18 protein-coding genes are annotated in these 19,087 nt (G+C 41.4%); 7 read left to right on the top strand and 11 right to left on the bottom strand.

What is annotated here, in order from left to right:
• The first annotated feature begins 22 nt into the window (after window positions 1–22).
• The 5 genes from QMF79_RS04610 to mutM all read left to right on the top strand — a co-directional run bounded on the left by QMF79_RS04610 (window position 23) and on the right by mutM (window position 4,951).
• On the top strand, window positions 23–769 hold the full coding sequence (locus QMF79_RS04610) for an epoxyqueuosine reductase QueH (protein ID WP_005705217.1): 747 nt from the start codon (window positions 23–25) through the stop codon (window positions 767–769).
• Window positions 770–886: 117 nt separating this feature from the next.
• Complete coding sequence (gene fabD, locus QMF79_RS04605; protein WP_281772937.1) at window positions 887–1,822, top strand: ACP S-malonyltransferase; 936 nt, start codon at window positions 887–889, stop codon at window positions 1,820–1,822.
• Window positions 1,823–1,907: 85 nt separating this feature from the next.
• The gene (fabG, locus tag QMF79_RS04600) at window positions 1,908–2,633 is read left to right on the top strand and encodes a 3-oxoacyl-ACP reductase FabG (protein WP_281772936.1); all 726 of its coding nucleotides are present in this window, start codon (window positions 1,908–1,910) and stop codon (window positions 2,631–2,633) included.
• 119 nt (window positions 2,634–2,752) lie between these two features.
• Window positions 2,753–4,045, top strand: a complete 1,293-nt coding sequence (gene brnQ / locus QMF79_RS04595) for a branched-chain amino acid transport system II carrier protein (RefSeq protein ID WP_111427939.1) — start codon at window positions 2,753–2,755, stop codon at window positions 4,043–4,045.
• A gap of 81 nt (window positions 4,046–4,126) precedes the next feature.
• Window positions 4,127–4,951, top strand: coding sequence for a bifunctional DNA-formamidopyrimidine glycosylase/DNA-(apurinic or apyrimidinic site) lyase (gene mutM / locus QMF79_RS04590; protein ID WP_281772935.1), 825 nt, complete (start codon window positions 4,127–4,129; stop codon window positions 4,949–4,951).
• Between the two features lie 39 nt (window positions 4,952–4,990).
• Here the strand turns inward: mutM and QMF79_RS04585 are convergent, their stop codons facing one another.
• The 4 genes from QMF79_RS04585 to metJ are packed head-to-tail and all read right to left on the bottom strand — an operon-like array spanning window position 4,991 to window position 7,444.
• Window positions 4,991–5,356: a DUF4870 family protein gene (locus QMF79_RS04585; protein WP_281772934.1), complete on the bottom strand. Its 366-nt coding sequence runs from the start codon at window positions 5,354–5,356 to the stop codon at window positions 4,991–4,993.
• A gap of 28 nt (window positions 5,357–5,384) precedes the next feature.
• Window positions 5,385–6,827 carry a sodium/pantothenate symporter gene (panF, locus tag QMF79_RS04580; protein ID WP_281772933.1) on the bottom strand — a complete coding sequence of 481 codons (1,443 nt, stop codon included), beginning with the start codon at window positions 6,825–6,827 and terminating at the stop codon, window positions 5,385–5,387.
• A 3-nt stretch (window positions 6,828–6,830) separates the two neighbouring features.
• Window positions 6,831–7,067, bottom strand: a complete 237-nt coding sequence (locus QMF79_RS04575) for a YhdT family protein (RefSeq protein WP_005709123.1) — start codon at window positions 7,065–7,067, stop codon at window positions 6,831–6,833.
• A gap of 59 nt (window positions 7,068–7,126) precedes the next feature.
• Window positions 7,127–7,444: a met regulon transcriptional regulator MetJ gene (metJ, locus tag QMF79_RS04570; RefSeq protein WP_005709104.1), complete on the bottom strand. Its 318-nt coding sequence runs from the start codon at window positions 7,442–7,444 to the stop codon at window positions 7,127–7,129.
• A gap of 157 nt (window positions 7,445–7,601) precedes the next feature.
• Here metJ and QMF79_RS04565 point away from each other — a divergent pair, with 157 nt between their 5' ends.
• Window positions 7,602–8,345: an MlaA family lipoprotein gene (locus QMF79_RS04565; protein WP_111313252.1), complete on the top strand. Its 744-nt coding sequence runs from the start codon at window positions 7,602–7,604 to the stop codon at window positions 8,343–8,345.
• A gap of 208 nt (window positions 8,346–8,553) precedes the next feature.
• Here QMF79_RS04565 and QMF79_RS04560 read toward each other — a convergent pair whose 3' ends face one another.
• The 7 genes from QMF79_RS04560 to QMF79_RS04530 all read right to left on the bottom strand — a co-directional run bounded on the left by QMF79_RS04560 (window position 8,554) and on the right by QMF79_RS04530 (window position 15,322).
• A complete protein-coding gene (locus tag QMF79_RS04560) occupies window positions 8,554–9,192 on the bottom strand; it encodes a nitroreductase family protein (protein ID WP_281772932.1) in 639 nt (212 codons plus the stop codon).
• Between the two features lie 94 nt (window positions 9,193–9,286).
• Window positions 9,287–10,081, bottom strand: a complete 795-nt coding sequence (locus tag QMF79_RS04555) for an ATP-binding cassette domain-containing protein (RefSeq protein ID WP_005705208.1) — start codon at window positions 10,079–10,081, stop codon at window positions 9,287–9,289.
• A gap of 104 nt (window positions 10,082–10,185) precedes the next feature.
• Window positions 10,186–11,262, bottom strand: a complete 1,077-nt coding sequence (gene fbaA / locus QMF79_RS04550) for a class II fructose-bisphosphate aldolase (protein ID WP_281772931.1) — start codon at window positions 11,260–11,262, stop codon at window positions 10,186–10,188.
• Window positions 11,263–11,455: 193 nt separating this feature from the next.
• The gene (gene pgk / locus QMF79_RS04545) at window positions 11,456–12,631 is read right to left on the bottom strand and encodes a phosphoglycerate kinase (protein ID WP_281772930.1); all 1,176 of its coding nucleotides are present in this window, start codon (window positions 12,629–12,631) and stop codon (window positions 11,456–11,458) included.
• Between the two features lie 201 nt (window positions 12,632–12,832).
• Entirely contained in the window at window positions 12,833–13,270 is a 438-nt protein-coding gene (gene rimI / locus QMF79_RS04540) for a ribosomal protein S18-alanine N-acetyltransferase (RefSeq protein ID WP_281772929.1), read from the bottom strand.
• Between the two features lie 91 nt (window positions 13,271–13,361).
• On the bottom strand, window positions 13,362–14,306 hold the full coding sequence (arcC, locus tag QMF79_RS04535) for a carbamate kinase (RefSeq protein ID WP_281772928.1): 945 nt from the start codon (window positions 14,304–14,306) through the stop codon (window positions 13,362–13,364).
• A gap of 11 nt (window positions 14,307–14,317) precedes the next feature.
• Window positions 14,318–15,322, bottom strand: coding sequence for an ornithine carbamoyltransferase (locus QMF79_RS04530; RefSeq protein ID WP_111313247.1), 1,005 nt, complete (start codon window positions 15,320–15,322; stop codon window positions 14,318–14,320).
• A gap of 258 nt (window positions 15,323–15,580) precedes the next feature.
• Here QMF79_RS04530 and QMF79_RS04525 point away from each other — a divergent pair.
• A partial coding sequence (locus QMF79_RS04525) for a S6 family peptidase (RefSeq protein ID WP_281772927.1) occupies window positions 15,581–19,087 on the top strand: 3,507 nt, incomplete at its 3' end.

Genomic DNA, 19,087 nt, shown 5'->3' with positions numbered 1-19,087 from the left:
TAATCTTAAAGATTTTTAAATAATGACAGAACAAACATTCCAGCCTCAAGAACACAAAGAGGCATTACAACAAAAACGTAAACTTACCCGCAAAGGCAAAGATCCAAACGCCCCTTTTGTGCGTCCAAAATTGGAATTACCAAACGGACATAATAAACTTCTGCTTCACTCTTGCTGTGCACCTTGTTCGGGCGAAGTGATGGAAGCGATCCTTGCCTCTGGGATAGAATTTACGATCTATTTTTATAACCCAAACATCCATCCGCTCAAAGAATATATGATCCGCAAAGAGGAAAATATTCGCTTTGCCGAAAAACACAATATTCCCTTTATTGATGTAGATGACGACTACGAAAACGATCGCAAAGAGTGGTTCAGAAAAGCGGAAGGGATGGAATGGGAGCCAGAACGTGGTATTCGCTGCACAATGTGCTTTGATATGCGTTTTGAAAAAGCGGCACAATACGCTCACGAGAACGGTTTTCCAGTATTTACCAGCTGTTTAGGCATCTCACGCTGGAAAGATATGAACCAAATCAACGATTGCGGACATCGTGCGGCTTCGCATTATGATGATGTGGTTTATTGGGATTATAACTGGCGTAAAGGCGGTGGCTCACAACGTATGATTGAAATCAGCAAACGCGAACGTTTCTATCAACAAGAGTATTGCGGCTGCGTTTACTCTTTGCGCGACTCTAACAAATGGCGTTTAGAAACAGGTCGAAACCGTATTGAAATCGGCAAACTTTACTACTCACCTGATTAAATCTGCTCCGATGAGTCAAATTTCTCAAAACTGATACACTATTTCTATTTTCAAGCGGTTGAATTTCGCAAAACTTTTGCCAAATCTCACCGCTTCCATTTTACAAGAGGAACAACAATGTCTAATTTTGCAATGGTATTCCCAGGTCAAGGCTCGCAAGCGGTTGGAATGCTTGCTGACCTTTCATTACAATATCCAATCGTGGAAGAAACCTTCAAACAAGCAAGCGATGTGCTTGGCTATGATTTATGGGATTTAGTTCAAAACGGCACAGCCGAAGATCTTGGTCAAACGCAACGTACACAACCTGCGTTATTAGCTTCTTCTGTAGCACTTTTCCGTATTTGGCAGCAAAAATTCCCTGAAGCAAAACCGTCTGTGATGGCGGGTCATAGCTTGGGCGAATACTCTGCGTTAGTGTGTGCAGGCGTGTTAGATTTCCAAGATGCAATCAAATTAGTTGAACTACGTGGCAACGCAATGCAACAAGCCGTGCCAGCAGGCACTGGTGCAATGTTTGCGATTATTGGCTTAGATAATGAAGCAATCATCAAAGCGTGCGAACAAGCAGCTAGCGAAACAGGTGAGATTGTTTCAGCAGTGAACTTCAATTCGCCTGGTCAAGTGGTGATTGCTGGTACGAAAACTGCCGCAATGCGTGCAGGCGAATTATGTAAAGAAGCAGGGGCAAAACGTGCATTGCCATTAGCAGTGAGCGTGCCTTCGCACTGTGCGTTAATGAAACCAGCGGCAGACAAATTAGCAGAAGCATTGCAAAACATCACGCTAAATCAACCGCTTGTGCCTGTTATCAACAACGTTGATGTGGCAACGGAAACTGATGCAGAGAAAATCCGCGATGCGTTAGTCCGCCAGCTTTACAGTCCAGTACGCTGGACAGAAACCGTTGAAAAAATGGCAAAAGATGGTGTAACCACTTTATACGAAATCGGTCCAGGTAAAGTGTTAACAGGCTTAACCAGCCGTATCGTCAAAGAGCTTTCAGCAAAAGCGGTGAATGATGTGGCGTCGTTTGAGGCTGTAGAAGCATAATTGTAGGGTGGGTTTTAGCCCACTATTGAAAATTTAGAACCATTTTGGTGGGCTGAAGCCCATCCTACGAATAAAGGAAAACACAATGCAAGGCAAAATCGCATTAGTCACAGGGGCAACCCGTGGAATTGGGCGAGCAATCGCAGAAGAATTAAGTGCAAAAGGTGTATTTGTGATCGGCACGGCAACTTCAGAAAAAGGCGCGGAAGCTATTTCAGCTTACTTAGGTGAGAAAGGCAAAGGCTTAGTCTTAAACGTAACTGAGCCAGAATCTATTGATGCCGTACTTGCACAAATCAAAGCGGAAGTGGGCGATATCGACATTCTGGTAAACAACGCAGGCATTACCCGAGACGGTTTGTTAATGCGTATGAAAGATCAAGATTGGTTCGACATCATTCAAACTAATCTTACCTCTGTTTACCGCTTATCGAAAGCCGTGCTTCGCCCAATGATGAAAAAAGGCGGACGCATTATTACTATCGGCTCGGTAGTTGGCTCAATGGGTAACCCAGGTCAAACCAACTATTGTGCAGCGAAGGCAGGCTTAATCGGCTTCTCAAAATCGTTGGCGAAAGAAGTGGCTTCACGTGGTATTACCGTGAACGTGGTTGCGCCAGGTTTTATCGCAACTGATATGACAGACGAGCTTAACGAAGCACAAAAAGAAGCGATCTTAAGTCAAATCCCAGCAGGTGAATTAGGTACGGCACAAGATATCGCCAAAGCGGTGGCATTCTTAGCCTCTGATGATGCCCGCTACATCAACGGCGAAACCCTCCACGTGAATGGTGGTTTATATATGAACTAATCGCTAAAAGCGGTTTAATTTCTACCGAATTTTGCTATTATTGCCCTCAATAATAGCAAAATTCGGTTTTTTTGCTTTTATTCCCTGTTATTTTTTACTTTTTATTTGTGTGTGTAATTATGACTAAAAATACATTTGTTGTTGGCTTTATGCTCTTTGCCATCTTTTTCGGAGCTGGCAATCTTATTTTCCCACCTAAGCTTGGCTTTGAGAGTGGAGAACATTTCTTTCCGTCTATTTTGGGCTTTATCACTACGGGGGTAGGCTTACCTTTACTCGGGATTATTGTCAGTGCCTTTTACGAAGGTGGCTACAAAGCAGCACTAAACCGCATCCATCCTTGGTTCTCGCTAATTTTCTTGGCGGCAATTTATCTTTCTATTGGTCCATTCTTTGCTGGTCCCCGTACAGGTGCGACAGCTTATGAAATGGCGGTTGTGCCATTTTTAGGCGAAGATGTGGGCAATTTACCGCTGTTTATCTTCACGTTTATTTATTTTGCGATCACAATGTGGTTAAGCCTAAACCCATCAAAAATGGTAGATCGCGTGGGAGCAATTTTAACACCAGCGTTGATTTTAACCATTATCGCTTTGGTTATTCGTGCCTTTTTCTTATTCGATCAACCCCCTGTGGCGGTAACCGTACAAGAAGAGTCCTGGGTGTTTAAGGGGGTAATTGAAGGCTACTTCACAATGGATGCGCTGGCTTCATTAGCATTCTCGGTGATTGTATTAAATGCGATTAAAGCCAAAGGTGTTAGCCCATCAGCATTGATTAAACAGACCGTCTTTGCTGGTATTATTGCAGCGGTTGCATTAGGATTTATCTACTTTTCTATTGGTTGGATTGGCAACCACGCACAACTGAACCCAGAAACTTTGACCGCGCTTGCAGAACGCAAACAAGACCTCGGTACTTATATCCTCAATAACGCAGCCCAACAAGCCTTTGGCGAATACGGACGAATGGTGTTAGGGGTTATCGTTTCACTTGCGTGCTTAACCACTGCGGTGGGGTTATGTACCTCAGTCGGTGAATACTTCAGCGAAGTTTTCCCGAAAATTAGCTACCGTACTTACGTGATTCTGTTCTGTGTGATCAGCTTTGCCATTGCAAACCTTGGTTTAAAAGCGGTAATCGAAAAATCCGTACCGATGCTGTTAATCCTCTATCCAATTGCGATGACAGTGATCTTAGTGCTTGGTATTAACGCCTTACACCGCATCCCATTATTAGGGCAACGTTTAGCGTTGGGATTTGTGACTATCATCTCGATTTTATCCGTTATCGGCACAGGCTTTACCGACAACCTACCTTTCAAATCTTACTCTATGGAATGGCTACCGTTTGCGGTTATTGGTTTGATTGTTGGTTATATCGGGCACTATTTGATTAAGAAAAAACATTAATCTTAGTATTACTAGCGGTAGTATTTGCAGCAAATCTTGCAATTTCTACCGCTTATTTTATAAGAAAATATGAGGAAATTTATGCCAGAACTTCCTGAAGTTGAAACAAGCCTACGAGGTGTTGAGCCTTATTTACAAGGGCAAACCATCAAGCAGATCATTGCCCGAACGCCTAAATTACGCTGGGCGATTCCTGCAGAGCTTTCTCAAATGCAAGGGGCGAAAATTCTCTCACTTTCTCGTCGTGCCAAATATCTGATTTTGCATACCGACAAGGGGGATATTATCGTGCATCTTGGTATGTCTGGCTCGCTAGGTATTTTAAAGGCGAGTGACAATTTGCCCGCAGGCAAGCATGACCACGTGGATTTACTCACCGAATCCGGCGTGATTTTACGCTACAACGATCCGCGTAAATTCGGTTGTTGGCTTTGGGCAGAGAAGGCAGAGGAACACGAACTTTTGAAAAAGCTTGGCCCTGAACCGTTATCTGATGCGTTCACAAGCGGTTATTTATTCGAGAAAGGTCGCAAGAAAACCGTGGCAATAAAAAACTTTATTATGAACAATGAAGTGGTAGTTGGTGTGGGCAACATTTACGCTTGTGAGTCGCTTTTTATGGCGGGTATTCATCCTGAGCTTTCCGCCCAGAATCTCACGCAGAAACAGTGTGAACGCTTGGTTAAGGTTATTAAAGAAGTACTCACTAAATCGATCATTCAAGGCGGCACCACGCTCAAGGATTTTATTCAACCCGATGGTAAGCCTGGTTATTTTGCTCAAGTGCTACAGGTTTATGGGCGTAAAGGTGAAGAATGCCATGATTGCGGTGCGATTATTGAAACGAAAGTAGTTGGGCAACGCAATACCTATTTCTGCCCGAAATGTCAGAAGCTACCAAGATAAAAGCAAAGGGGATTGAATATTCAATCCCCTCTCTATTAACTACACAAACCAACCCGTTGTGGTGACGGATTTCTCATCCATCAATTTGACGAAGCCGTAAATCACACGGAAAAGATACCAAATTCCCACTGCAAAAAGCACCAAAATGCCAATGCCGATAAAGCTAAGGATAAATCCTATCACCGTACCCGCGACTGAGCCCCAGAAGGTTCGAATCAGAAAGGTAAGATGGTTATGGTAAAGTGAATTTGGCAACATATCTTGTCGTTTGATATAAGCCAAAATCACGCCTGCAATAGCGGGTAAGCCACCGAAAATCACACCTAATCCAAATAGCACATACACAACAATCATAATAGTACGTTGATTTGGGTCGTGCGGGGGTTGCAATAATGGTTCGTTCATCATCATTCCTATTTGTAAAAAAATCTGATTATTTGACCGCTTGGCTCTTAGATGGTTGCCCGAATCGATTCCCAATCAAGAATGCAATCAAGCCTAAAACCAGTGATGGCACAATGGCGTGGAAGCCGAAAATGCTGATTTTAAAGCTGGCGATAATGACATAGCTGATTAAGCCCACGAGCATTGAGCTGATTGCACCTGTCGCATTCGATTTATCCCAATAAAGCCCGAGCACGATGACCCATAAGAAGGTTGCCTCTAAACCGCCGAGCGAGAGTAAGTTCAGCCAAATTAGCATATCGGGTGGATTAAGAGCGGCAAACACGAGCAAGAAAGTAAAGGTAAGCGTGGTGAGCGTTGAGAACAGTTTGAGTTTACTCTCGTTATGCACCGCACTTGGTTTTACCGCAAGGTATAAATCTTTAATCAATGTTGAGGAAGATTGAATAAGTAGCGAGTCGATGGAAGACATAATGGCTGCCATCGGTGCGGCTAAGAAAATTCCCGCAACTAGTGGTGGAAGCACTTGCACCATCAGCGTTGGAATCACTTGATCAGGAATTTTTAGATCGGGCACCACGGCACGTCCAATCACGCCTGTGAGGTGCATTCCCAGCACAAGAATCGAGACCACGAGTGTGCCGATGACCAAAGCACGATGAAGTGATTGACTATCTTTATACGCCATACTGCGCACTGCTAGCTGCGGTAAGCCAATCAATCCAAAGCAGACCAACACCCAAAATGAAGTCATAAAAGTGAAGTCGAGCGGACGCTCATCAATGCCATACGGGGCAAGCAACTGCGGGTTGATGTTGTTTAAGGTTTCCATCGCATTTTCTAGTCCGTTTGCGGCATAAATCACACCACCTAGCAAGAATAGCGTGCCAATAAGCATTACCAAGCCTTGCACAGTATCGGTCATTACCACAGCACGGAAGCCTCCGATGAAGGTATAAATACCCACGGTAACCGCAAAAATAATCACTGCCAGTTTGTAGTCCATTCCGAGTGTGGTTTCAAGAAGACGCCCCGCTCCGATAAATTGTACCGTCATCATCGCAAAGAAAGAGAGCAATAATGCAAGGCTTGCAATCCAAACCACAAAACGGTTTTGGTAGCGAGCAAGTAATAAATCATTGATGGTTACGGCTTTATGTTTACGTGCGAAAATTGCGAATTTTTTGCCGAGTACGCCCAAAGCAAGCAACACCGCAGGCACTTGAATCATCGCGAGTAACACCCAGCCTAGCCCGTATTTGTAAGCTGCGCCAGGTCCGCCGATAAACGAACTTGCACCAAGATAGGTGGCTGCGGTAGTCATTGCCAATACAAAGCCAGACATTGAGCGGCTACCGACATAATATTCAGATAGGAAACTGCTGCCCTTACGTTGTCGGTAAGCATAATATGCCACGCCAAATACAAACAAAAGATAGGCAATCAGTGGGATAACCATTTCCATATTCATCGCTTATTCCTCCACGTTGCCGTCTAAGTCGATATTTTGATACACCTTTTTCACCACGATGTACACCAACAGGGTAAACAGAAGCGGTAGAAAAACGCAAGAAAGTTCGAACCAAATCGGTAAACCTAGAATGCCTAATTTCACAGGGAAAAAGTAGGCTAAGATAATCCAGCCGAACATATAGAGTACGGTTAAGCCCAAAGCCCATTGAGCCTCTCTCGTCAGTTGTTTTGTTTGCATAAAAACTCCTTTTGTGCTTTTGTCATAGTGATAAAAAACCCCACAAACGTGGGACTTGATTAGTATTGCCAATTCTCAGGATCAATGCCAAGCTCACGCATTTTTTCTTTTGCCTGCTCTGGAATCTCATCGCTGCGTTCTTTCATTAAATCCTCATCGGTTGGCAAAGGCTGCCCTGTGAACGCATGTAAAAAGGCTTCACAAAGTAGTTCGCTATTAGTGGCGTGACGCAAATTTTTAATCTGACGGCGCGTACGCTCATTGGTTAGTATTTCCAATACCTTAATTGGAATTGATACAGTGATCTTCTTCACTTGTTCACTTTTTTTGCCATGTTCTGCATAAGGGCTAATGTATTCGCCACGCCAATCTTTCATATATTTTCCCCGCTAAAAATGGCGTTATTGTAATCAAATCTGAACTATATCGCAATCTAGACGTCTAGATTTCTATTGTGATTTTATGCAGAAAGCTGTTGGTCTTTTAGGCGTCGAACAAGTACAATAACCGTATTGAATTTAACAAGGAAATATTATGAAATTAAAAGCAACTGCATTGGTAACTGCAAGCCTATTATTGACCGCTTGTTCATCTGCCATCGATCCGAACACGGGCGAACGTAAAGATTCACTCGAAGGGTTTAACCGTGCGATGTGGAATATAAATTACAACTATCTTGATCCTTATGTGGTTAAACCAGTGGCAAAAGGTTGGCGTGACTACGTGCCAAGCCCTGTTAAAACAGGTTTAGTGAATGTAGCGAATAACTTGGATGAGCCCGCAAGTTTCGTGAATCGTTTACTTGAAGGTGAAGTGAAAAAAGCGATGATTCACTTCAACCGTTTCTGGATTAACTCCGTATTCGGTATTGGCGGTTTAATCGACTGGGCAAGCAAAACACCAGACTTAAAACTTGATAACGGCAACCGTGAATTTGGCGAAACGCTTGGGCACTATGGCGTGGGCACAGGGGCATATATCATGGTACCTGGCTATGGACCAACCACCCCACGACAAGCGGTCGGAAAAGTAGTAGATTCTGCATATCCTGTGCTTTCACTTTTAACTACCCCTTGGAGTATTGCAAAATTTAGCGTTCAAGGCATTAATACCCGTGCTAACTTACTTGACCAAGATGCGTTAATCAAACAATCGCTCGACCCTTATGTAACTTTCCGTGAAGCTTATTTCCAAAACTTGGAATTTAAAGTAAACAACGGTAAAGCAAGTGAAGAGAAAGAGACGTTATCGAAAGATGAGTTGAAGGGGATTGATTAGTGAAGTTCATAGTAGATGAGGAATTTCTGCATAAAATGGATTTTACGTTTATCTACTATGATATTTTTGTGGTGTTATGTAGAAACTGCACAATTAAACCATTAGCTTGATTTTCTTGTAGCAACAGTGTTGACCTAAAAACACTGTTGCTATGCTAAGGGAAATGCCATTGATATGATATTTATGTAAAACTGTATTTTTAAATCTTTTATTTTTTAAATCCTTTCCCATCATTCCATGAAATTGTATATTCTAACGGTAAGCGAACGCTTGGAATAGGTGTGGTGGTGGCTTTTCCGATGGCGAGTAGCATTAACGGTGCATAACGCTTGCTATCCACGTCTAAGACGTTCATCACTGCTTTACGGTCAAAAATGCCAATGGCGTGAGTGTCGTATCCTCTATCTTTGGCAACTAACATCAATTGCATTGTGGCAAGGCTGGTATCGATAAGTACTTGATCGCGAATTTCTTCCGCATTTGATTTTTCATATAAGCCTAACAAGAAGTTGTATGAATTCTCGCGAAATTGTGGCATTAAACAACCTTTTTCTACCGAATAATCCAAAAGATCACCTAATACCTTTTGATATTCTAAATCGGCTAAGACTAAAATGACCACAGAGGCACTCTCACACGGCGGAGCATTATGTCCCACCAAACCGAGTAGCTGTTTTTTCTTTTCCGTTTCATCGATCACCACATAGCGCCAAGGCTGTAAGTTAGCTTTTGAAGGGGCGAGCTGTGCAAGTGTGAACATGTCAGCCATTTCTTCACGGCTAATTTTCACATTCGGATTGAACATTTTGATGGTTTTGCGGGTTTCAATAACTTTGGTCAGATCCATTTTTCTCTCCTCAAGCAGTTGATTTTTCGTAGGATATTGCAAGTAGTATATGCTTCTCAAATCTGTGCAGAAATACCCAAGTATAGGCAGAAATTTATTCTGCCCAAGCTTCCATCGTTAATTTTTTTCCAAAATGGCTTTCGATAAGGCGTTCCGTAATGGCATGCTGTGGACGTAACAATACTTCTTTGGTTGTGCCATATTCTAAAATTTCGCCTTCGTGCATAACGAGTAATTTGTCGCTGATGTGTTTGATCAAGCCGAGATGCTGCCCAATGTAGATAAATGAAAGAGCAAGGCGCTGTTGAAGCTCAAGCATTAAATTGATCATCTGAGTCTTAACAGAGAAATCGAGCGTGCTAGAAGTGTCATCAATAATCAGGATTTCTGGCTCTAAAATAAGCGCTCGTGCAAGAGCAACGAGTTGTTTTTGGCTGTTCGATGCTAAAGAAATCGGTGTCAATACGTGATCTTTATAAAGCCCAACTAATTTGAGCGTTTGGAAAATGCGTTCATTACGGGCTTCTTCAGATAGCTGAGTTGCCATTCGAAGTGGTGCATCTAAAATCTGCCCGATATTATGGTTAGGATCAAAAGCATCATTTGGATCTTGGAATACCATTCGGATATGTTTGGCTCGGAAAGCGTAGTCACCAAATGCAAGCGGTTTATTTCTAAATAACATTTGCCCAGAAGTAGGTTCAACTTGCCCAATGATCATTTTGGCAAGTGTGGATTTTCCTGAGCCATTTTCACCGATAATCGCTAACGTTTCACGGCGGTTGAGGGTGAAAGAGACATCTTTCACTGCATAAAAATCGTGCTTGTGAAAAATGCTGCTACGTTCAATAAAGCGTTTACTAAGGTGTTGGATCTCTAAAAGTGCCATACTCGTAGGGTAGAATTTATTCCACCATTTAATAATTAATTACAGATTTTTGATAGAAAAAGACCGCTTTTGCAAGCGGTCTAAAGTTGCGACAAGTTTACAAATTATAATACGTTTACGCAGTTTAAGTCTTCGAAAGATTGCTCTAAGCGTTTAGACATAGATTCTTCCATTTTACGTAACCAAACGCGTGGGTCGTAGTATTTTTTGTTTGGTGAATCAGGGCCTTCTGGGTTACCTAATTGACCTTGTAAGTATGCTTCGTTCGCTTTGTAGAAGTTTAAAATACCGTTCCAAGATGCCCATTGGGTATCCGTGTCGATGTTCATTTTGATTGCACCGTAGCTGATTGCTTCACGGATTTCTTCGCGAGATGAACCTGAACCACCGTGGAATACGAAGTTGATTGATTTTGCAGGTAAGTTACGTTCTTTAGAAACGAACTCTTGTGAAGCACCTAAAATAGATGGTTTTAATTTCACATTACCTGGTTTATAAACACCATGTACGTTGCCGAATGCTGCTGCAACGGTAAAACGTGGGCTTACTGGGTTTAATTGGTCGTAAACGTATAATACGTCTTGTGGTTGAGTGTATAAACGTGATTCATCAACATCTGAGTTATCTACGCCATCTTCTTCACCGCCAGTGATACCGATTTCGATTTCAAGGGTCATCCCCATTTTGTCCATACGAGCAAGGTATTCACGGCAGATAGCCATATTTTCTTCCATTGGCTCTTCAGATAAGTCGATCATATGTGAAGAGAATAATGGGCGACCTGTTTCTGCGAAGTGTTTTTCGCCTGCATCTAATAAACCGTCGATCCAAGGTAATAATTTTTTCGCTGCGTGGTCTGTATGAAGGATAACAGGCACACCGTATTCTTGTGCAAGAGCGTGAACGTGTTTAGCCCCTGCGATTGCACCTAAAACATCTGGACGTGCACCTGAAGTTGGTTTGATGCCTTTACCTGCATAGAATGATGCACCGCCATTTGAGAATTGAACGATAACTGGTGATTTTACGCGTGCTGCTGTTTCTAATACTGCGTTTACAGAGTCTGAACCTACGCAGTTTACCGCTGGAATTGCGAAGTTGTGTTCTTTTGCGTAAGCGAAGATTTTTTGAACATCATCACCTGTAACCACACCTGGTTTTACGATATCTAATAAACCCATTTTTTGTTTCCTCTAAATGTTAAAAATTTGGTCTTACTTCCCTCCCTCCGTTTACGGAGGGAGGTGCCGAAGGCGGAGGGAGGGGAAAGCGGTTAAATTTTACAAAAACCTTGCAACTTCGTTGCAATCCCTCCCCCGAGCTTCGCTCTGCCCCCTCCGCAAGCGTAGGGGGCGAATAAAAGAGAGTTAGAAATTAACCTTTCACACGTTGTTCTAAGATTTCAACTGCTGGTAATACTTTACCTTCTACGAATTCTAAGAATGCGCCGCCGCCTGTTGAGATGTAAGAGATTTTATCTGCGATACCAAACATATCGATTGCAGCTAAAGTATCACCACCACCTGCGATAGAGAATGCACCGTTTGCCGTTGCATCAACGATTGCTTGTGCCACGATTTCTGTACCTTTACGGAAGTTAGGGAACTCAAACACACCTACTGGGCCGTTCCAAAGAATGGTTTTCGCACTGCGGATAATCGCTGCTAATTCTTCTGCTGATTTATCACCGATGTCGAAGATAGATTCTTCTGCAGAAACTTCGTTTACTGCTTTTTCGATTGCCGGTGCAGTTTCAGAGAATTCTGTACCTACACGCACATCAACTGGTACTGGAATGTTCGTCGCTTTTGATAAGCGTTGTGCTTCAGGGATTAAATCTGCTTCGTATAAAGATTTACCTACATTGTGACCTTTAGCCGCAATGAAAGTATTTGCGATACCGCCACCAACAATAAGTTGATCAGCGACTTTTGATAAACTGTCTAAAACAGTTAATTTGGTAGAAACTTTTGAACCACCCACGATTGCCAGCATTGGGCGTTGTGGTTCTTTTAACGCTTTGCCTAGTGCGTCTAATTCAGCTGCTAACAATGGACCTGCACAAGCAACTGGTGCAAATTGTGCTACACCGTGAGTTGATGCTTGAGCACGGTGTGCCGTGCCGAATGCGTCCATTACGAATACGTCGCAAAGTGCAGCGTATTTTTTAGATAATTCTTCTTCGTTTTTCTTCTCACCTTTGTTTACACGCACGTTTTCTAAAACAACGATTTCGCCGTCTTTTACGTCCACACCATCTAAGTAGTCACGAACTAAACGTACTGGCACACCTAAATCTGAAGCATTTAAGTAATCAACGACAGGTTGTAGAGAATCTTTCTCTTCAAATACGCCTTCAGTCGGACGCCCTAAGTGTGAAGTTACCATCACTTTAGCACCTTTTTCTAACGCTAATTTTAATGTAGGGATCGTTGCACGAATACGTGCATCTGAAGTAACTTTGCCCTCTTTAACTGGCACGTTTAAATCTGCACGAATGAAAACGCGTTTACCTGCTAAATCAAGGTCTGCCATTTTGATAACTGACATAGTGAGTTCCTCTTTTAATCAAATTTAAAAATATAAAAACGGCTTGATTATACCATTTTTTGATTAGATTTTATGAATATAGATCAAATTATGCTTTATTTTCTTCATAAAAGAAAATAATTTGACTACTCAACTCGTAAAATATTTTACTTTTTCGACCGCTTGAATAGAAAATTGTTTTTACTTTATACGCCAAATTGATTATAAATACAACGCCATCACAATGGCATTCTCTTTTTTTCCATCAGGTAAAGGATAATAATGCTTGCGAATGGTTACCTCGTTAAAGCCTAGCTGGGTATAAAGCTGTTGAGCTTTAGTATTGGATTCCCGCACCTCAAGCCAAAGCGTGAGCACACCTTTTTTGCCCAATTCTTCAATTAACCCTTGCAATAATACTTTGCCATAGCCTTTACCTTGCTCAGCGGGATCAACGGCAATATTAAATAGCGTCGCTTCATCCAATACGATATTGCAAATCGCAAAGCCGACGATTTTTCCTTGTTCAAGCAATTTTAGGTTTAAATAACGCTCACCTTGGTTATTCAACAACGTACCTTTTGACCAAGGTATAATATGTGCTTGTTGTTCAATTTCGAATAAACGATCGAAGTCGGTTGCAATAATGTGTTCAATCATAGTCTTTTTTCTATAAAAAATAAGCGGTTAAATTTTATGTAAATTTTGCAAAATCTACAATAAATTCAACCGCTTTATGAACGCTTAGAGATTAGTAAAATTCTAAGCCTTCAACGCTATTTGTTACACGCGTTCCCGCTTTGCCTGCTACAATATCTTGAATCTGGGCAAGTGAGCCGATCGCCGCATCTTTGCCTGTTGCTTTAACGAAGTTGATTACTGCCTGTACCTTTGGTCCCATTGAACCAGGGGCGAACTCGGAAGCTAAGACTTCGAGCGCTTCTGGGCTGCCTTTAGCGATTTTGCGTTGGGTCGTTTTTTGGAAATCGACACAAGCAGCATCCACATCGGTGGCAATAATAAATAAATCAGCATCCAAGTTTTCTGAAATCACGGCGGTCGCTAAGTCTTTATCAACCACTGCTTCCACACCTTGTAATTCGCCTTTTTCATTACGGAAACTTGGCACACCACCACCACCGCCACAAATCACGATTTGATTTTGTGCAAGTAACGCTTTCACCGCTTCAATGCCAGTAACGTCGACAGGTTTCGGACTTGGTACCGCACGGCGGAAGTATTGTCCGTCAGCCATCACTGTCCAGCCTTTTTCCGCGGCTAATTTTTCCGCTTCCGCTTGGCTATACACCTGACCAATCGGTTTACTTGGTTTAGCAAACGCAGGATCGTGTTTATCGACAATCACTTGAGTCACCAAGGTTTGCGCTGGGTGTTCAGGAATTAGATTGGTTAATTCTTGTTGTAACATATAACCAATCATTCCCACAGTTTGTGAAACCAAAATATCTAACGGATAGGGCTCAATTTTCGCATCTTGAGCGTAATAAGCTGCGTGTTGTAACGCAAGTAACCCCACTTGTGGCCCGTTGCCATGTGAAATTACAAGCTCATTATTGGGTTTAATTTTGGCAAGCTGTTCTGCTGCGACGCGAATATTCGTTGCTTGATTTTGTGCCGTCATCGGCTCGCCACGTTTTAATAATGCATTGCCACCTAGAGCAACTACGATTTTCATTTTTCTTCCCCTTACGCCAAACTCGCCACCATCACCGCTTTAATTGTATGCATACGGTTCTCTGCTTGTTCGAATGCCACATTTGCTGGTGATTCAAACACATCTTCTGTTACTTCAATACCATTTGCCAAAGCGGGGTATTTTTCTGCAATTTGCTTACCAATTTTGGTTTCGCTATTGTGGAATGCAGGCAAGCAGTGCATAAATTTCACTTTTGGATTGCCTGTGCGTTTCATCAACTCAGGTGTAACCTGATAAGGCATTAACATATCAATACGCTCGCCCCAAGTTTCAAGCGGTTCACCCATTGACACCCACACATCGGTATGCACGAAATCCACACCTTTCACCGCCGTATCAATATCATCGGTTACCGTAATACGAGCCCCCGATTCTGCCGCAAATTTTTGGCACATTTCGACCAGCGAATCTTCTGGTAACAATGCTTTTGGTGCACAGATACGCACATCCATCCCTAATTTCGCCCCGATTAACAAGAGTGAATTCCCTACATTGTTACGTGCATCACCGATATAGACGTAGCTAATTTGGCTCAATGGTTTTTCGCAGTTTTCAATCATTGTGAGTACATCGGCAAGCATTTGTGTTGGGTGGAATTCATCAGTTAAGCCATTGAATACTGGTACGCCCGCATATTCTGCTAACTCATTGACAACTGATTGTTTAAAGCCACGATATTCAATCGCATCATACATTCTACCCAATACGCGAGCGGTATCTTTCATCGATTCTTTATGCCCAATTTGTGAAGAGGTTGGGTCAATATAGGTTACGTGAGCCCCTTGATCATAAGCCGCTACTTCAAAAGCACAGCGAGTACGGGTGGAGGTTTTCTCAAAAATTAACGCAATGTTTTTGCCTTTTAAACGAGGCTGCTCTGTGCCAGCATATTTCGCACGTTTTAAATCGCGTGATAAATCTAACAAATACTTAATTTCACGTTCGGTATGGTTCACTAAACTGAGTAAATGTCTATTTTTGAGATTAAATGCCATAATATGTACTCCTGCAATTGTGGATTAAAAAATCGGACTATTCTAGCAAAGCAAACGATTGCTTTCAAATAATACTTTTACAAAAATGCCATAATGTTGAAATTATATGCAATATTTTTGCATTATTATTCTAATAATGCGAGTTTATTTTCATATTTAGTCATTATTCTCAATAAGAAAATGAAATAGTGATAGTCTCTGTTACCTATTTAGCGTATAATAATAGTTCATTTTTTAAACTAAGCCAGTAGTGTTTTTATGGAAACGAACCGATTTAAAATTAATTCCATCTCTTTGTCCATTTTTCTTGCTTACTCATTCATTCCCTGTACAGAAGCGGCTTTAGTCAGAGACGATGTTGATTATCAAACATTCCGTGATTTTGCAGAAAATAAAGGGAAATTTTTTGTGGGGGCTAAACAGATTGAAGTTTTTGATAAACAAGGAAAATCTCTTGGTAGTGTGTTTGGTGATACTCCTATGGTGGACTTTAGTTCAGTAGATACACAAAGACGAATTGCAACTTTAGTTAACCCCCAGTATGTTGTTAGTGCGAAGCATGTTAATAATTATGTTAATACGCTTTATTTTGGACATCCTATTGAGCATAGGGATATAGAAAATAAAGAAAACCTTTATAACAGCGTAGATAAAAATAATTTTGCCCCGAATAAAGGGTGGTCTGCCGATGATCAAGGACGACTTGAAGATTATTATATGCCACGTTTAGATAAATTTGTCACTGAGGTTGTGCCAAGTGAGGTAACCACGGCAGGAGGAACGAAAGGGACTTATAACGATAAAAATCGTTTTCCTTATTTTGCTCGAGTAGGTGCAGGGACGCAATTTATTTATAAAAAAGGGGGATATTATAAACTTGATAATAACAATCAGGGAGATGATTTAGACTTCGTTGCAGATGCTTATCAATATTCGATTGGCGGAACGCCTTATTCTGTCAATCATGAATTAAATGGTCTTGTTGGTTTTGGAAGCCGTTCAGGTTATTGGGATGTAAAAAATTTACTCTCACAAGATGCTTTAACAAACTATGGCGTATTAGGCGATAGTGGCTCCCCTTTGTTTGTTTTTGATAAAGAAAAAAATAAATGGGTGTTTCTTGGTACCTATGATTATTGGGCTGGTTACAATCTCAAACGCTGGCAGGAATGGAATATCTATAAAGAAGCATTTGCGAAAATAACGCAAAACGATGATATTGCAGGCACATTGGCAGGTTCTAGTAAACCTTATCAGTGGAGATCACATAATAATAGTAGCACGATAAGTAATGCAGAGCATTCTCTCAATGTTAATGTGGCTTCTTCTTCCAATAATTTATTTGATTCTCTTAATCACGGTAAAAGTGTGGTTTTAGAGGGCAATGGAGTATTGGAGCTACAAAATAATATTAACCAAGGTGCAGGCGGTCTCTTTTTTAAAGGAAATTACGAAGTTAAAGGAAAAACAAATAATATTACTTGGCTAGGTGCTGGGATTGATATTGCCGAAGGAAAAGAAGTTGTCTGGAAAGTACACAACCCTTCAGATGATCGTCTAGCGAAGTTGGGTAAAGGTACACTTCTTGTTCAAGGAACAGGTGAAAATAAAGGTAGAATAAAGGTTGGGGATGGTACCGTTATTTTAGATCAACAAGCTGATGCAAGAGGAAAAACTCGTGCTTTTTCTGTATTAGGAATTGTAAGTGGTCGTCCAACCGTCGTATTAAAAAATGCACAACAAGTAGATCCTGAACAAATTTATTTTGGTTTTAGAGGTGGACGTTTAGATTTAAATGGAAATTCATTAAGTTTTACCCATATCCGAAATGTGGATGAAGGGGCCCAAATAGTTAATCATAATACCACCAAAGCAAGCACGGTGACATTGACTGGCGAACAATTCTTACGTCCTGAACAAGTTTTAATTCATACGATTGAGCCATCAGCAGAAGAGGATAACCCAAGGCTACTCACAAGAAGACGGATTCCATACGGTAAGCACCTTTATCTCAATATGGATAATTGCGGCAATCGTTATTTCGCTTTAAAGGCAGGTAAAAGTACGAGTGACGCGATGCCTTGTGGGAGCGAAACCAGCAATGATAGCTGGGAGTTTATGGGAACAACTCAAGCAGAAGCCAAAGCGAAGGTAGTTGAGTGGACTAATAATCGCAAAATTAATGGTTTTAATGGCTATTTAGGGGAAACTAATCCAAATTTATCCAATGGTGAACTGAATCTTCGCATTGCAGCAAAAGAAGATCGAAGCCGCTTCCTTTTCACTGGCGGCACAAACCTCAATGGCGACATTCAGGTTAATAAAGGGCAGTTGATTTTATCAGGAAGACCAACACCGCACGCCAAAGATACGGTAAATCGTTCTTCAGCAAATAAAGATCCGCATTTTTCTCTCAATAATGAAGTGGTAATTGCTGATGATTGGATTAACCGACAATTCAATGCACGTAATATCAACGTGAACCAAAATTCTGTACTTTATATCAGCCGAAATGTTGCAAATGTGAGTGCAAATTTAACCGCTTCGGATCAGGCTAAATTACATTTAGGCTATTCTTATAGTGATCCTGTTTGTGTACGTTCAGACTATACGGGATACATTACGTGTAGTAGTGCTAATTTAACTGAACAAGCACTCAACAGTTTTAACCCTACTTTCATCTCGGGCAACCTCACGTTAAATGGGCAAAGCCAAGCAATTTTAGGTAAAGCTAATTTACGAGGCACAATTCACAGCACAGATCAAAGTTCGGTTCATTTTGGCACGAATAGTCAATGGTATTTAACAGGAAATAGCCAAATCAATCAATTAGTGATGAACGGCGGTAATATTCACCTGAATGCGAGTGATACACCTGAAACAACAACGTCTTATCATCAATTAACCGTGAATAATCTTTCAGGTCAAGGACGATTCCATTATTTCACCGATTTAAGTAATCAACGTGGCGATAAAATAGTCGTAAACCAAACCGCAAGCGGTCAATTTACCCTTCACGTTCGCAATAAAACAGGTGAGCCAAAATACGATGCGTTGGAATTATTTAATGCTTCCACTGCTCAACGGCATGATTTAACACTCACGCTAGATAAAGAAAAAGTAGATTTAGGTGCCTACAGTTATACACTTCAAGAAAAAGGTGGGGTATGGCGACTCTATAATCCTAAAATTGAAGAGGACATTAAAGCAAAACAGCTAGCTAAACAAACGAATGGATCTAAAAATACACAAGTGCAGGATACACCAAATACAGCTAGTTTAACTCCAAGTGATCCTGATTTTAGTCGTACAGAAATCGGCAATTCAACTAAAATTGAATCCCCTCAATTTGTGATGTTAACTTACAAAGATCCTGAAGGGCATATTTTAGATGAAACGGTTGTCTTAAAAACGGCATTTAATGAAAATACAGCAAAGAACCAAAAATCTTTTACGGGACTAATTGTAGATTCAATTAAACCAAATGGTACCAATGCTTATGTGATCACTTATAAAAAAGATGACACGCAAGCATTAGTCGAAGTAGCACGTAAAGCTGAAGAGGCTCGTAAGGCAGAAGAAGCACGTAAGGTAGAAGAGGTACGTAAAGCTGAAGCAGCACGCAAAGCCGAAGAAGCTCGTCAAGCGGAAGCGGCACGTAAACAAGCAGAAGAAGCACGCAAAGCGGAAGAAGCCCGTAAAGCGGAAGAAGCACGCATAGAGAATGTGAACTTCTTAGGAAAAGATAAGAAAGAAATCGGTCAT

The sequence above is a fragment of the Pseudohaemophilus parahaemolyticus genome (genome assembly GCF_938021905.1).
GTDB lineage: Bacteria > Pseudomonadota > Gammaproteobacteria > Enterobacterales > Pasteurellaceae > Haemophilus_A > Haemophilus_A parahaemolyticus_B.
Note: the sequence above shows the minus strand (reverse complement) of the source record. Positions and strands in the feature narration are given on the sequence as shown.